The 14,530-nt window shown below is 67.5% G+C and carries 14 protein-coding genes; 9 read left to right on the top strand and 5 right to left on the bottom strand.

The window, feature by feature from the left end; translation table 11 throughout:
- Window positions 1–15: 15 nt before the first annotated feature.
- Window positions 16–1,407 carry an APC family permease gene (locus U5809_RS00555; RefSeq protein WP_322085031.1) on the bottom strand — a complete coding sequence of 464 codons (1,392 nt, stop codon included), beginning with the start codon at window positions 1,405–1,407 and terminating at the stop codon, window positions 16–18.
- 251 nt (window positions 1,408–1,658) lie between these two features.
- Here U5809_RS00555 and U5809_RS00550 point away from each other — a divergent pair, with 251 nt between their 5' ends.
- Complete coding sequence (locus U5809_RS00550; protein ID WP_322085030.1) at window positions 1,659–2,753, top strand: AraC family transcriptional regulator; 1,095 nt, start codon at window positions 1,659–1,661, stop codon at window positions 2,751–2,753.
- A 365-nt stretch (window positions 2,754–3,118) separates the two neighbouring features.
- Here U5809_RS00550 and U5809_RS00545 read toward each other — a convergent pair whose 3' ends face one another.
- Window positions 3,119–3,304 carry a hypothetical protein gene (locus U5809_RS00545; protein ID WP_322085029.1) on the bottom strand — a complete coding sequence of 62 codons (186 nt, stop codon included), beginning with the start codon at window positions 3,302–3,304 and terminating at the stop codon, window positions 3,119–3,121.
- On the opposite strand from U5809_RS00545, the gene U5809_RS00540 reads away from it, so the two are divergent.
- From U5809_RS00540 to U5809_RS00525, 4 genes are read left to right on the top strand one after another with little or no spacing between them, the layout of a single operon-like run.
- A complete protein-coding gene (locus U5809_RS00540) occupies window positions 3,303–4,019 on the top strand; it encodes an ABC transporter permease (protein ID WP_322085028.1) in 717 nt (238 codons plus the stop codon). The two genes, U5809_RS00545 and U5809_RS00540, sit on opposite strands and share 2 nt — an antisense overlap.
- Window positions 4,016–4,927, top strand: coding sequence for a glycine betaine ABC transporter substrate-binding protein (locus U5809_RS00535; protein WP_322085027.1), 912 nt, complete (start codon window positions 4,016–4,018; stop codon window positions 4,925–4,927). Before U5809_RS00540 ends, U5809_RS00535 begins: the two co-directional genes overlap by 4 nt.
- Before the next feature lie 10 nt (window positions 4,928–4,937).
- On the top strand, window positions 4,938–5,591 hold the full coding sequence (locus U5809_RS00530) for an ABC transporter permease (protein ID WP_282512172.1): 654 nt from the start codon (window positions 4,938–4,940) through the stop codon (window positions 5,589–5,591).
- The gene (locus tag U5809_RS00525; protein ID WP_322085026.1) at window positions 5,588–6,763 is read left to right on the top strand and encodes an ABC transporter ATP-binding protein; all 1,176 of its coding nucleotides are present in this window, start codon (window positions 5,588–5,590) and stop codon (window positions 6,761–6,763) included. Before U5809_RS00530 ends, U5809_RS00525 begins: the two co-directional genes overlap by 4 nt.
- Window positions 6,764–6,907: 144 nt before the next feature.
- Here U5809_RS00525 and U5809_RS00520 read toward each other — a convergent pair whose 3' ends face one another.
- Window positions 6,908–7,297: a surface-adhesin E family protein gene (locus tag U5809_RS00520; RefSeq protein WP_322085025.1), complete on the bottom strand. Its 390-nt coding sequence runs from the start codon at window positions 7,295–7,297 to the stop codon at window positions 6,908–6,910.
- A gap of 276 nt (window positions 7,298–7,573) precedes the next feature.
- Between U5809_RS00520 and U5809_RS00515 the strand changes: the two genes are divergently transcribed.
- Both U5809_RS00515 and U5809_RS00510 read left to right on the top strand, forming a co-directional pair.
- Entirely contained in the window at window positions 7,574–10,009 is a 2,436-nt protein-coding gene (locus U5809_RS00515) for a PEP-utilizing enzyme (RefSeq protein ID WP_322085024.1), read from the top strand.
- A 70-nt stretch (window positions 10,010–10,079) separates the two neighbouring features.
- Complete coding sequence (locus tag U5809_RS00510) at window positions 10,080–10,847, top strand: DUF169 domain-containing protein (RefSeq protein ID WP_322085023.1); 768 nt, start codon at window positions 10,080–10,082, stop codon at window positions 10,845–10,847.
- A gap of 42 nt (window positions 10,848–10,889) precedes the next feature.
- Here U5809_RS00510 and U5809_RS00505 read toward each other — a convergent pair whose 3' ends face one another.
- A complete protein-coding gene (locus U5809_RS00505) occupies window positions 10,890–11,264 on the bottom strand; it encodes a sugar ABC transporter ATPase (protein WP_322085022.1) in 375 nt (124 codons plus the stop codon).
- 301 nt (window positions 11,265–11,565) lie between these two features.
- On the opposite strand from U5809_RS00505, the gene U5809_RS00500 reads away from it, so the two are divergent.
- Window positions 11,566–12,546: a helix-turn-helix domain-containing GNAT family N-acetyltransferase gene (locus U5809_RS00500; RefSeq protein ID WP_322085021.1), complete on the top strand. Its 981-nt coding sequence runs from the start codon at window positions 11,566–11,568 to the stop codon at window positions 12,544–12,546.
- 65 nt (window positions 12,547–12,611) lie between these two features.
- A complete protein-coding gene (locus U5809_RS00495; protein ID WP_322085020.1) occupies window positions 12,612–13,457 on the top strand; it encodes a lysozyme inhibitor LprI family protein in 846 nt (281 codons plus the stop codon).
- A gap of 22 nt (window positions 13,458–13,479) precedes the next feature.
- On the opposite strand, the gene U5809_RS00490 is transcribed toward U5809_RS00495, so the two are convergent.
- A complete protein-coding gene (locus U5809_RS00490) occupies window positions 13,480–14,358 on the bottom strand; it encodes a hypothetical protein (protein WP_322085019.1) in 879 nt (292 codons plus the stop codon).
- Between the last annotated feature and the right edge of the window lie 172 nt (window positions 14,359–14,530).

Genomic DNA, 14,530 nt, shown 5'->3' with positions numbered 1-14,530 from the left:
CGCGCGGCCGGTCATTCAATTCATCGACAGCGTCGGTGCCGGGCGCGTGAAGCCGCGCGTCAGCCACACGAGCTGGCAGAGTCCAAGCACGAGCCAGCCGATGCCGACGTAGAACGTCTGGCGCGACAGTCCCGACCAGAGCCACACGTTCATCACGAAGCCGATCGCCGGCATCACGCCGAACGTGATCCAGCCCACGAAGCGGCGATGCTCGGGCCGGCCCAGATAGCTGCGCATCACGCACAGGTTCACGATCGCGAACGCAACGAGCGCACCGAAACTGATCATCGTCGACGCGAGATCGAGCGTGATGAACAGCGCGGATAGCGACACGACGCCGACCGCGAGCGTCGCGCGCACCGGCGTGCGCAGCCGCGCATGCAAGCGGCCGAATACGCATTCGGGCAGCACGCGGTCGCGGCCCATCGCAAACAGCACGCGCGTCACGCTCGCCTGCCCGGCCATCGCGCTCGCGAAGCAGCCGGCCACGTACACGGCGACGAAGAACGCCGACAGCGTGCCGCCGCCGATGCGCCGCATCAGGTCGAGGCTGGCCGAATCGAGATCCTTGAATGTGTGCCAGTCGGGAAACACCACTTGCCCGACATACGCGATCAGCATGAACAGCAGGCCGCTCGCCAGCGTGCACAGCAGAATCGCGCGCGGCACCGTGCGCCGCGGCTCGCGCGTCTCCTCCGACAGCGTGGTGACCGCATCGAAGCCGAGGAACGACAGGCACAGGATCGCGGAGCCCGCGAAGATCGCGCGCGCATCGCCCGACGACGGCAATGCGACGGCCATCGACAGCCCTTCGCCTGCCGCAACGCGCGCCGATGCGATGACGAAGATCGCGATGAACACGAGCTGGCTCGCGATCAGGATCAGGTTCACGCGGTTGACGAGCCGGATGCCGACGATGTTCAGCCCGGTGATCAGCGCGATGCTGCCGACGATCCACACGCTGGCCGGCACGCCGGGGACAATCTGCTTCATGTAGATGCCGATCGCGAGGTAGCTGATCATCGGGATGAACAGGTAGTCCATCAGCAACGCCCAGCCGACGATGAAGCCGGCCGACGTGCCGAAATTGCGGCTCGCGAACGTGTAGGCGGAACCGGCGCTCGGCATCAGCCGCGCCATGTGGCCGTAGCTGCGCGCGGTGAACAGCATCGCGACCAGCGTGACCGCATACGCGGCCGTCAGATGCCCGTTCGTCTCGCTCGTGACGAGGCCGTAGGTCGTGAACACCGTCATCGGCAGCATGTATGCGAGGCCGAAGATCACGAGCGTCGAGAGGCCGAGCAGGTGCGGCTTGCGGCGTTCGTCCGGGTCACCCCGATGCGCGGGCGCGCCGACATCATGCGTCGCGGCGGCGAATGCGGTTCGACCTGGCCTGTCGTTGTCCATGCTGTCCTCACTTCGGTGGCGTTCATGACCTCAACACGCGTGCGTCCGGCGCTGCCGGCGGGGCACGACTGGAAGAAAGTGTGGTGCGCCAAAAAATCGAGGACGAATGAGAAATGCGGACGTAATCGAGGGATATTTTCGGACACGGTGTCGTGCATCGCACCGTCCGTCCCTGCATGCTACTGTGCCGCACTGGCATTTTTCGGACATTCCGGCTATGTTCTACGCGACCCCGTCACCGTATCGGCATCATGGGCAGCCGCTCCCAACGAAACCAGAGCCGGGCCGAGCGCAGCCTGCGCACGTCGCTCGGCCTCGCGCGCCCGGCCGGGCGCCAGGAAGATATTCCGGCCACCGTCCACGCGATCGCGGTTGCGCTGGACGAGTGCCGCGTGCGGCACGTCGACGGCGCCGCGCTGCTCGAAGGCACGGGGCTTGGCGCGGACGAAGTCGCGTCGCCGAACCTGCACGTGAATCGCGGCCAGGAGCAGCGTTGCTTCCGCAACCTGCTGCGCTGCAGCGGCGTACCGTCGATCGGGCTGTCGATCGGCGCGCGGCTGCACGTGTCGACGCTCGGCCTCGCCGGCTACGCGATGCTGATCAGCGGCTCCGTGATGCAGGCGTTCCGCTGCATGGGGCAATTTCCGCTATTCATGGGGCTGTATTTCGACGTACGTATCGATACGCACGCGGATGGCATGAGCGTGACCATCGGCCGCTACAACGGCGACCCCGATCTCGAGGGATTCCAGGTCGACATGTGCCTGTCGAGCCTGAGGCTGATCGTGTCCGACCTCGTCGGCAAGCCGGTGTGGCCGGAACAGGTGCAGCTCGCGCGACGCACGCCGCGCAACGCGGCCGACTACACGCGCCACTTCGCCTGTCCGGTCGCATTCAATGCGGCCGACAACCGCCTCGTGTTCACGTCGGTGAACGGCACGGAAGCGCCGCGTCTCGCGAACGAAGTCAGCTTCAATGCGCTGCATGGCCAGTGCGAAGTGCTCGAACGACAGTGGGCCGCGTCGGTCGGCACGCGCTTCGCCGATCGCGCGAAGGAGCTGATGGCACGCGACCTCGCGCGCTTCAAGTCGATGACGTCGCTCGCGAGCGCGCTGCACCTGACGGAGCGCACGCTGCGCAGGCGGCTCGACAAGGATGGCATCACGTTCCAGTCGCTGCTCGACGAAGTGCGTCATGACGAGGCGGCGCGGATGCTCGACGACCATACGCTGACGGTCGCGGCGATCGCCGAGCGGCTCGGCTACAGCGAACCGCGCAGCTTCCGTCACGCGTACCGGCGCTGGACGGGAAAGACGCCGCGCGCGGACGCCGACATCGACACGTAACGCCGCTCGCATATTCCGTTTCGGAACGACGGCGCCGCCAAATAGTTTGGATTTCGAATCATTTTAACGAAGACCGATGACGTCATCGATCCCGATGACGTCGCACGATCGCGTGCCTCGCCCAAGGTAGACGCGATCTTTTGATTGCTCTATACTCGCCCCAACTTCATCACAAAACGCATGATCTCGTGCGCAACGTGATGCCATTTCGCACTTTGTTGCGCATGCATCCGTTTCGCCACGTCAAAGGGGCCACCGGTCCCAGCGGTCGGCGTCAAGCCGCCCGCATCCATGCCGTCTTCACTCGACGGCGCCCTGCTCGAACGCGCCTCGCCGTTACGGCGCCGCCGGGCTGAACCTGACAATCAGACGAACGCAGCATCGCGTTCACCCGACCGCCAGCCGCACATCCGTGCAGCCGGCAGCACTGTTTCCGTCAGTTCAATCGCGGCCATGCCGGGATCACGAACTTCCATCGCGACGCCATCCGGCGTCATCGCGGCGTGCGCCTGCGCGCGTGCCGCACCGGGATTGAGGAGGCGTATCTTCATGACTCGACGCACTGTCCAGCTGGTGGGCAGCCTGGTAGCCATCATCGCAGTCGGTTGGGCATTGGCGCGCGGTATCGGCGCCGACACGTTCCACCAGCGCGCGGACGATCTCGCCTACTACGCGGGCCAGCACATGCTGCTGGTCGTCTACTCGATGACGCTCGCGATCGTCGTGGGCGTGCCGGCCGGCGTGCTGCTGAGCCGGCCGCGATTTCAGCACCAGGCCGAGCGCTTCATGCAGGTCTTCAACATCGGCAACACGATCCCGTCACTGGCCGTGCTGGCCATCGCGCTCGGCATCTTCGGCATCGGCGACGTGCCCGCGATCGTCGCGCTGTTCCTCGCGTCGCTGCTACCCATCACGCGCAATGCGTACGAAGGCATGAAGAACGTGCCGGCCGCGCTGCGCGAAGCGGCCAAGGGCATCGGCATGACAGGCTGGCAATCGCTGGTTCGCGTCGAATTGCCCGATGCGCTGCCGATCATCGTCGGCGGTGTGCGCACCGCGCTCGCGATCAACGTCGGGACGGCGCCGCTCGCCTACCTGATCGGCGCGGACAGCCTCGGCTCGCTGATCTTCCCCGGCATCTACCTCGACAACCAGCCGCTGCTGCTGCTCGGCGCGTCGCTCACCGCGATCCTCGCGCTCGTGCTGGATGGCATCGTCGCAGCCGGCAGCCGCCACTGGCTCGCGCGCCACGGAGGTGCGGCATGACGCTCCATCGCACGTTTCGATCGCTCGCCCGCCTGTGCGCGGCCGGTGCGTTGTGCTTCGCGGCCGGCACGCCGGCATTCGCCGCGAAGCTCGTGCTGGGCGCGAAGAACTTCACCGAGCAATACGTGCTCGCGGAAGTCACCTCGCAGTACCTGCGCTCGCGCGGCTACGACGTGGAAGTCCGCTCGGGCCTCGGCAGCACGCTCGTACGCAGCGCGCTGGAGAACGGCCAGTTCGACCTGATGTGGGATTACACGGGCACCGCCGCGCTCGTCTACAACAAGATCCAGGACAAGCTCTCGCCGGACGAGATGTACCGGCGCGTCAAGGCGCTCGACGTGCCGCGCGGGCTCGTGTGGCTCGACGCGTCGCCGCTCAACGACACTTACGCGATCGGCCTGCCGAGCCAGCTCGCGCAGGCCACCGGCATCCGGACCGTGTCGCAGCTCGCCGAACACCTACGGACCGATCCGGCCGCAAAGCACTACGTGTTCGGCATGGATGCGGAATTCGCGAACCGCCCCGACGGCCTGAAGCCGCTGCTCGCCGCATACGGCATGCAGTTCGGCCGCGCGCAGCTGAAGCAGATGGATCCGGGGCTCGTCTACACGGCGCTGCACAACAACCAGTTGAAGATCGGCCTCGTCTACACGACCGACGGACGCGTGAAGGGCTTCGGCATCGTGCCGCTCGAAGACGACAAGCATTTCTTCCCGCCGTACAACGCGACGCCCGTGGTGCGCAAGGACACGCTCGAGCGCAACCCGAAACTCGCCGCGCAGCTCAACGCGCTGTCGGCCGCACTCGACAACGACGTGATGCAGGCCATGGCCAAGGCCGTCGACCTCGACGGCCAGTCGCCGCGCGACGTCGCCGACGCGTTCCTGCGCACGCATCCGCTACCTTGAAGGAGACCCGATGAGCGTATTCGACTATCTCGCTTCGAGCTGGCCCGAGCTGCTGCAGCTCACGCTGCAACACATGTGGCTCGTCGCGATCGCCGTGGGCTGTGCGATCGTCGCGGGCGTGCCGCTCGGCATCCTCATCAATCGCCACGACTGGCTCGCCGGGCCGCTGCTCGGCATCGCCACGGTCGTGCTCACGCTGCCGTCCATCGCGCTGTTCGGCCTGATGATCCCGTTCTTCTCGCGCTTCGGCCTGGGCATCGGCGCCGCGCCCGCGATCACGGCCGTGTTCCTCTATTCGCTGCTGCCGATCATGCGCAACACGTACCTCGCGCTGCACAACGTGGATGCGGGGATCAAGGAAGCCGGCACCGGCATCGGCATGACCTCGTGGCAGCGCCTGCGCCTCGTCGATCTGCCGCTGGCGGTGCCCGTGATTCTCGCGGGCGTGCGCACCGCGGTCGTGATGAACATCGGCGTGATGACGATTGCCGCCGTGGTCGGTGCGGGCGGGCTCGGCACGCTGATCCTGCGCGCGATCGGGCAAAGCAGCATGATGAAACTACTGGTGGGCGCGGTGCTCGTGAGCCTGCTCGCGATCGTCGCCGACCGGCTGCTGCAGATGCTGCAGCGCGCATTGACACCGAAGGGAGTGCAGAAGACATGATCGAACTCGACCAACTGACCAAGACCTTCACGCGCAAGGACGGCCAGGCCGTACGCGCGGTCGACTCCGTGAGCCTGTCGGTGCCCGAAGGGGAAATCTGCGTGTTCCTCGGCCCATCGGGCTGCGGCAAGACCACCACGCTCAAGATGATCAACCGGTTGATCGCCGCCACGTCGGGCCGCGTGCTCATCAACGGCGAGGATACGGCGCAACTCGACGAAGTCGACCTGCGGCGCCACATCGGCTACGTGATCCAGCAGATCGGGCTGTTCCCGAACATGACGATCGAGGAGAACATCACCGTCGTGCCGCGCCTGCTGGGCTGGGACAAGAAGCGCTGCGCCGAGCGCGCACGCGATCTGATGTCGATGGTCGCGCTCGATCCGAAGCTGTACCTGAAACGCTATCCGCGCGAGCTGTCGGGCGGGCAGCAGCAGCGTGTCGGCGTGATTCGCGCGCTGGCCGCCGATCCGCCCGTGCTGCTGATGGACGAGCCGTTCGGCGCGGTCGATCCGATCAATCGCGAATCGATCCAGAACGAGTTCTTCCAGATGCAGCGGCAACTGAACAAGACGGTGATCATGGTGAGCCACGATATCGACGAAGCGATCAAGCTGGGCGACCGTATCGCGGTGTTCCGGCGCGGCCAGCTCGTTCAGTACGATCACCCCGACACGCTGCTCGCGCGCCCGCGCGACGAGTTCGTCGCGCAGTTCGTGGGTCAGGACAGCACGCTCAAGCGCCTGCTGCTCGTGAAGGCCGGCGACGCCGCCACGCAGCCCGAAACGGCGCGCGTCGATACGCCACTCGCGCACGCACTCACGGTGATGGACGAGACCGACTGCCGTTACCTGACCGTGCTCGACGACGCGGGCCGCGCGCTCGGCTACGTGACGCGCCGCGCGGCACGCGCCGGCGGCGGCGTATGCGGCGAACGCGTGACGCCGTTCCCGGCCGGTGTCTCGGCAGACGACAACCTGCGCATCGTGCTGTCGAAGATGTACCAGTACAGCGCGTCGTGGATGCCCGTGCTCGACCCCGACGGCGTGTGGATCGGCGAGGTCACGCAGGATTCGATCGCCGCGTACCTGAGCTCAGGCCGGTCGCGCCGGCAAACGGGACAGCCGCCGGGCAGCCCTGCCGATGCGGTCGCGGCCGCCGCGACGCACTGATTCGTCGCCCTGAGTCGGGCCGGTGCGCCATCGCACCGGCCCCTGGAAACGAATCGATACCGTGCGCCATCGCGAAAACGTACGATTCCCTTTGACAGCCAAACGGCGCTCGAACGGCCTGAAACGCGAGCTGCATTGCCGTCGTCAGGATTGCTTGCACACATAATTCATGACCAGCGTCTGAATGGAATCGCGCTCGACATAGCGGTAATCGTCCGGGTCTTCGCGCGAAACATGGGTCTGGCCCGGCTGTGTTCCGGTCATGATCGTCTTGCCCATCGCCCACGTCTTGTTCGCACAGTCGAACGACCAGTCGGACACGATGCTTCGCACTGGAAACGGCGCCGAGTACCGGCGCGGTTCGGCATAGGCGATCCTGACCGTCACCCACGAATTGAGCGGGCCACGCTGGACGGACGCGGGATCGACATCAAGCCCGACAGCCGGACCGGGACCCAGCGTGACCCAGTTCCCGGCCCATGCGCCGTGGGTGGCGAGTGCAATCAATCCCCCCGCGATCCAGCTTCTTTTCATTGTCTTTCCTTGAATCCCGTCCGGTGAATTCCGGTGGCGTGATTCTACGTGCCGCGCTTGCGCGACGGACGCGCGTCGAAAAAAGCCGCACGCGGAATGCATCGCGAATCGAATGGAATCGACTCGCGTAGAATGCCCGCAACCATCCACCCGAGCGGGCCGTCCTTCCATTCCACTCGCATCGGCATAACACCAACGAGAGCCGTGGCATCCGCCGGCGTCGCCGCCCCGATCGGGCGCGCGCGACCGCGACGATCGTCGACCGACGAAGCATTCATGAGCAAACCGATCCTGTACCTCCTCGCCGGCAACGGCAGCGCGGCCGACTGGTGGGACGATGCACTGCCCCACTTCCGGCACTACCGGCCGGTGCCGCTGGAACTGCCGGGCTTCGGCGATCACCCCGCGCCGCCGTGCGAGGATCTCGCCGCGTATGCGCAAGCGCTGCTGGACGCCACCGAACCGGGCCACGCGATCATGGCGGTCGGCGTGAACGCGCTGCTGGTCCTGCACGCGTTGCAGCGGCGCCCCGGCCACTTCGAGCGCAGCGTGCTGCTCGCGCCCGTCGGCGCGTTCCTGTGGGAACGGCGCCTGCCGAAACTGATGGCGCCGAAGCCGCTGCGCAAGACGATCCACTGGCTGCTTGCGCACTATCCGGCGCTGTTCGCCCGCAAGTTCTCGAACCAGACCTGGACGCCCGCGCAGTACCGCCGTATGGGCGCCGGCTATGCGCGCTGCCGCGCATTCCTGCCGCACTGGGATCTCGTGCGCGCCGATACCGCGCTGCCGCTGCTCGAGTGGGTCACCGACCGCATCGAGCTCGTATGGGGCGACCAGGACGCCGTGCTCGGCGTGCGGCAGGCCGCCGCGTGGTCGGCGATCCTCGCGCGCGCCAACCTCACCGTCACGCTGCAACCCGGCTGGGGACACTATCCGTGGATCGACGCGCCGGCCGCGTTCGCGCATTGGCTCGAAGCCGGCGCCCCGGGCTTCGTCGCGCACACGAAGGGGGGACGCCTGGCATTGGCCACGCTGGCCGGCCTCCCCGTGCCGCCCGCCTTGTCGCTGACCCGCGCCGACGATCCGCGCCTGCCCGGTTTTCTCGCGAGCCAGCCCGACGCCGAATGGGCGATCCGCTCGTCGAGCCACGGCGAAGACCAGGCCGACGCGGCGAATGCCGGCCTGCACACGACGTTCCTGCGCGTGCCGGCATCGCACGCGGCCGGCCGCGTGGCCGAGCTGCTCGACGGCGGCCTGGAGGAAGCGGTCGTGCAGCGCGTCGTCACGCCCGTGCTGTCCGGTATCGCGTTCGTGCGCCATCTCGCCGCCGAAGTCGAATGGGTGGAAGGCCACCTCGAATCGCTCGCCGACGGGCAGGCAAGCCCGCAGCGCGCGATCCTGTCGCGGCTTGGCGAACCGTGGCAACACGGCACGTTCGCAACCGCTCACGGGCTGACCGCGCAGCAGCTGTGGGCGTTCCTGCAACGCGTGCTGCGCGCGTTCCATTACGTGCCCGGCGATGTCGAATGGGCGTGGGACGGCACGCAGCTGTGGCTCTTGCAGTACCGCCCGATCAGCAGCTACGGCTGGCACCGGCACCTGACCTCGGCCAACATCGCCGAGATCCTGCCGCCGCAGCCGAGCCGGCTGGTCGAGTACGCGCAACGGCGCGCTGCCGGCAGCATCCCGGCCATCATGGCGCGTTGGGACGCACGCGTGCTGTGCGACAACGAGCCGTTCACCGCGCTGTATGGCGGCGCGTCGTACATCAACAACGACCTGTTCCTCGCCCGTCTCGCGGACTGGGGTGTATCGGCCGCGAACTACAGCGGCGAGATCGGCGGCGCGACGCCGCCGCTGCGCTGGCGTCCGCTGCGCCTGCTGCGCTCGCTGCCGGTGTTCTGGCGCATGCTGCGGGTCGCGCGCGGGCACCTGCCGACGCTCGCGCGCGGCCTGCAGCGCTTCGACCGGGAACTCGCGACGCTCGTCGAACAGCGCGCCGACGGCCAGCAACTGGCCGACTGGTTCACGCGCTTCTACGTGTTCGTCGTACAGGGCAACCTGTGCATCGCGTCATCGCTCGCCAGCAGCGGCGGCGCACTGTGGGGGCGGCCGCCGACCGCCTATGGCCAGCTCGACGACAGCCCGCACCGCCTGCCGTGGGAAACCGATCCGGGCACCGCGCGGCCCGCGGCCATCGACCTGCCGCTGCAGCCCTTTCCCGACTGGCCGCTGCCGGTCCGCGTGCTGCACACGCTCGGCGCGCCCGGCATGCGCGGCTGGTATCTGCAGGTACGCGAGTGGTATCGCGACAACCTGATGCGCGTGTTCTTCCGCCTGCATCACGCGATGCCGGCCGCCGACCGCGACACCTGGTTCGCGCCCCACCCCGAGCGCCGCGAACGCAACGGCAGCTTCTGGCAGGACGGCAGCGAAGGCACCGACGAGGCCACCGGTTTCATGATCTATCCGGGCCACACGCAAGGCGTGCTCGGCCACGACATCCTGCTCGAAGATTCGCTCGACCCGGGCCGGCACGCGCAGTACCAGACCGCGCGCGCCGTCATCGCCCGCATGGGCGGCCGGCTGTCGCACGGCGCGACGCTGCTGCGCGAACTGCGCAAGCCGTCGGCCGTGCTGCCGCGCGTCGATCCGGCATGGATCGGACGCGAAGTGCGGCTCAGCGACGGCCGGCTGACACTGGTCGAATAAGTGCCCGGCGGCGTGTTGAAGGGGCTGGCGCGGATCGCTACACTGGTCCGGCGAATCCCGGAGACCCCACATGAAAGACACGCTTGCCGGACTGTCGGCGGACCTCGAGCGGCTGCTCAAGCTGCGCAGCATCCCGTTCGGGATGAAGCTGTTCGAACGGCGCGAGGACATGGAAGCCGTCCCGCGCATTCGCCGCCCGAAGGCGATCCATTCGCTGGACCAGATCGTCGGGCAAACGGCGCGGCTCGGCTTCACGGTCGGCATCACGGCCGACGACCTCGTCGGCGCGCAATGCCGGTCGGTCGTCGGGCTCGGTCAAGCGAAGGATGCCGAGTGGGCGTCCGGCCAGCAGATGGCGGGCGTCTGGTATGCGACGCAGGAAGATTCGCGCGCCCACCAGGCCGCGATGCACTGCGTGGCCGACGGCAAGTACGACGCGCTCGTCGTGTCGCCGCTCGCGGCCGGCCGCATCGAGCCCGACATTGCGCTGTTCTACGCGACGCCCGGCGCGATGATGTATTTCATCAACGGGCTGCAATGGTCGGGATACAAGCGCTTCGACTGGAGCGTGGTCGGCGAATCGGCCTGCGCGGATTCGTGGGGCCGCGCGCTGTCGACCGGGCAGCCGAGCCTGTCGATTCCGTGCTACGCGGAGCGCCGCTACGGCGGCGTGCTCGACGACGAAATGCTGATGGCGCTGGCGCCCGACGCGCTCGAACTGGCCATTACCGGAATGGAGGCGCTGTCGCGCAACGGGCTGCGCTATCCGTTCGCGCAGTACGGCATCCAGCAGGACGTGCGCGCGGGCATGGAAGTCAGCTACCCGAAGACGACGTGACGTCACGCGCCGCGACTGCCGCGTGGCCGACGCGGCGGGCCATCAGCGCAGCGGCGTGCGGACTTTTCCGTCGACCTTCAACGTGCGCCTGTCGCGCGCGGCCTCGTATTCGACCGTCTGCGCGGGCGTGACGGGGCCGTACGACCGCCCGTTCACATAGACGATGCCGTTGCGCAGTTCGATCCGGTCGCCGTTGACCGTCGCGGTGGCGCGGTCACCCTGCAGCACCGCGCCGGAACACCCGGCGGTCGAAAAGCTGCGGACCGACGTACCCGACATTGCCGCATTCCCGCCCTGGTCCGCCGCATGCGCGGCGCTGCAGGGCGGCGCATCCATGTCGCCGGCCGCGTGGAGCGATCCGGCACTGATGCCGCATCCGGCAAGCAACGCAATCGACATCGGCAACAGCTTGTTCATGGTGGCCTCCGTGGTCCGCGGACCTGGATCGATGATCGGGCAACGCCGCCGCTCGCCGGTCGCCGGTCGCCGGTTGCCGGTTGCCGGTTGCCGGTTGCCGGTTGCCGGTTGCCGGTTGCCGGTCGCCGGTCGCCGGTCGCCGGTTGCCAGTTGCCGGTCGCCCGATATGCGCAGTATGCGTCCACCCGGCGGCACGCCGCCATCCGCGCCAATACCACTCCCGCTCGCCGGCAAAATCGCCTTGACAAGTTGCGTATCGCAACTATTATCGATTGCGATACGCAACCATTTGGGGCACCCCATGGACCTCATCGACCCGCCTGCCAAGCCTCGCGACGCGACCATCCTCGAATTGCGCGACTTCTCCCGCAAACTGGTGCGCGAGCTCGGCTTCATGCGCGCGACGCTCGCCGACAGCGACTGGGCGCCATCGGCCGTTCACGCGATCATCGAGATCGGGATGGCGCCCGGCATCAACGCGAAGGATCTCGGCAACATCCTGCGGCTCGACAAATCGAATACGAGCCGGCAACTCGCACGGCTCGAGGCAGCCGGTGTCGTGGAGCGTCGCGTGTCGAACGAAGATGCACGCGCGATCGAGCTGTACCTGACCACCGAAGGAAAAAAGCTCCAGAAACGAATCGACACGTTCGCGACCGATCAGGTGTCGAACGCGCTGCGTCGCATGATCCCCGCCGACCAGCAGGCGCTGCTGCGTTCGCTCGCGCTGTACGCCGATGCACTCGCGCAGGACAACGCCGCCAAGGCGCCCGCGGCGACAGCCGACACGCCGCCGATTCTCGAAGGCTACCAACCGGGCTGTATCGGCGATATCGCGAGCCTGCATGCACGCTTCTATTCGGAGCACTGGGGGTTCGGCGCGTTTTTCGAAAAGCGGGTGGCGACCGAGCTGGCCGAGTTCGCGGGTGCGTTGCCGGCCGACGGCAAGGCACTGTGGCTCTGCCGGGAAGACGGGCGGACGCTCGCGTCGCTCGCGATCGACGGCGACCCGGCCGCCGGCGTCGCGCACCTGCGCTGGTTCATCGTGAACGACGCGTTGCGCGGGTCCGGCGTCGGGCGCCAGATGATGACGCTGGCGATGCGCTTCGTCGATGAGCACCGGTTTCGCGAGACCTACCTGTGGACGTTCAAGGGACTGGATTCGGCGCGCCACCTGTACGAGTCGTTCGGCTTTACGCTGACCGACGAATCCGCAGGCACGCACTGGGGAACCGAGGTGGTCGAGCAGCGTTTCAGCCGGCCGGGGCCCGCCGGCAGCTGATATTCAACGGTCCCGCTTCGATCCAAAGCGCGCACCAACGCGCACCACAAAAAAGGACGCCGTCCATGCTCGAACGTCTCGCGGCCCTCGCGCTTTGCGCGGTCGTCACCGCGCCTGCCGCCGTTGCCGCGCAACCCGATGCCGCAACCGGCCTCGACCCGATCGACCAGACGATGACGCAGTGCCTGAACGATCCCGCACATGCGTCGACAGGCGGCCAGGACGAATGCATCGTCGACGCGAACCACGCATGGGACGCACGGCTCAACGCCAGCTATCGCGCGCTGCAGGCATCGCTGCCGGCGGCGGACCGGCCCGCGCTGCTGCGCGCCCAGCGCGCGTGGCTCGCGCGCCGTGACGCCGACCTGAAGCTGATCGGCGCCGTCTATGCGACGACACGCGGCACGGTCTACGCACCGATGAACGCGAACGACGTGATGGAACTGACGCGACAACGCGCGCTGTCGCTGCAGCGGTTCGACGCCGATCGCACGGCACGCGGCTTCAGCCTGGCCACGCGCCTGCCGCCCGCGACGGACGACAAGCCCGAGCGCGTCGCTGCCGTTCCGCGACGCGGTGCGCGCTTCGAACGTGCGCACTGCACGGCGCTCGCCGATCTCGACGCAAAGGGCCGCTGCGCGGCGCAAGCCACGCCGTTTTACCTGCGGGATATCGACGACGTGACGGCGGCGATCGAACGCCGCCTGCCGCCTGCATCGCGCGAAGCGATGCGTGCGTCGTCACAGAAATGGCGCGCGTTCGTCGCGGCCCAGCCGCCGCTGATCGGCGCGCTTTACGCGCCAGCGGGTGCGTCCGGCGTGCCGCCGCAGGTCTCGATCGAGATGCGCGATGAAGCCGCCGCGCGCCTGCAGCAGCTCGTGTACGCCGAAGACAAGATCGGCGCCGACTGAGGCGGCGGCGCGCAGCCGCCGCTCATTTGACGCGCTGCATCCGCACGATCCCCCAGATGAACACGCCGGTCACGACGAGCGTCACCAGGATCGACAGCCAGATCGAACGGGTCTTGATCCACGTGCCGAGAAACGCCAACGCGAATACACCGACCGCCACCCATTCGAGCGCCTTGTCGAGCCGGCCCTCGCGATAGCGCGGCTTGTCCGTCACATCGCGAACCGCGGATGCCGCGTCTCGCGCGCGCGGCGCGCACGCCGGAAACGCATCGACCAGCACACGGCTCGGCCACGGATCGACATCCGCATGCGCGTCGCCCACGCCCGTCGTGCGCCACACGGCGTCGGCATCCTGCGCGCGACGCAGTTCCAGAATCTCGCGCGCGAGGCCCGCGTCGGGCTCCCGTTGCTGCTCCAGCGACGCAACCTGCGCAAGTTCGGTCGCGAACGCGTCCGTTTGGTCGCTCACGTCCGGCAAACCGCTCGTTCGCACCAGCACGAATTCTCCGTACGCGGTGGCAACGTAGTCGACGAACGCATCGTAGATCGCGCGATAGCGCTCGCCGAGCAGCGCAACGAGCGGCTCGCGGCGGGCCGCCGCGCGCGCGAGCGCACTCGCTTTCGTCGTGACCAGATACGGATAACGCGCATCGCGCTCTTCCGGTGTCGCGGACTCCAGATACTCTTCGAGCTCGGCGGCTTCGTCATCCGGATCGAAATCGTCGATGCAATACGCGAAGCGGACATCGTCGGACCCGAACAGCACACGCCAGAACAGCGGGATGAACGCGTTCGATTCGAGCGACGGGCCACCGGCCGCGAAGTAGGTCTTCAATTCCCCTTTGCGGCCCTCGGGCATGCGCGGCCACGGCGGGCTCTCCAGAAACACGGGATGGGACATATCGTGGGCTCCCAGTCGGGATGATCGGATGGTTGTTGTTCGGTGCGACGCTCACCAACACACGACAGGCCGGGGCATTCTGTCCGACTTTACGAAATCTGTCATCCGGATCTTTCGGGGGCCTTTCCACGGATCGTTCGGGATGCGAAGTCAGGCCGGGTGGCCCGTGACG

Origin of the sequence: Burkholderia sp. BCC1999 (assembly GCF_905339975.1) — a bacterium.
Taxonomy (GTDB): domain Bacteria; phylum Pseudomonadota; class Gammaproteobacteria; order Burkholderiales; family Burkholderiaceae; genus Burkholderia.
Note: the sequence above shows the minus strand (reverse complement) of the source record. Positions and strands in the feature narration are given on the sequence as shown.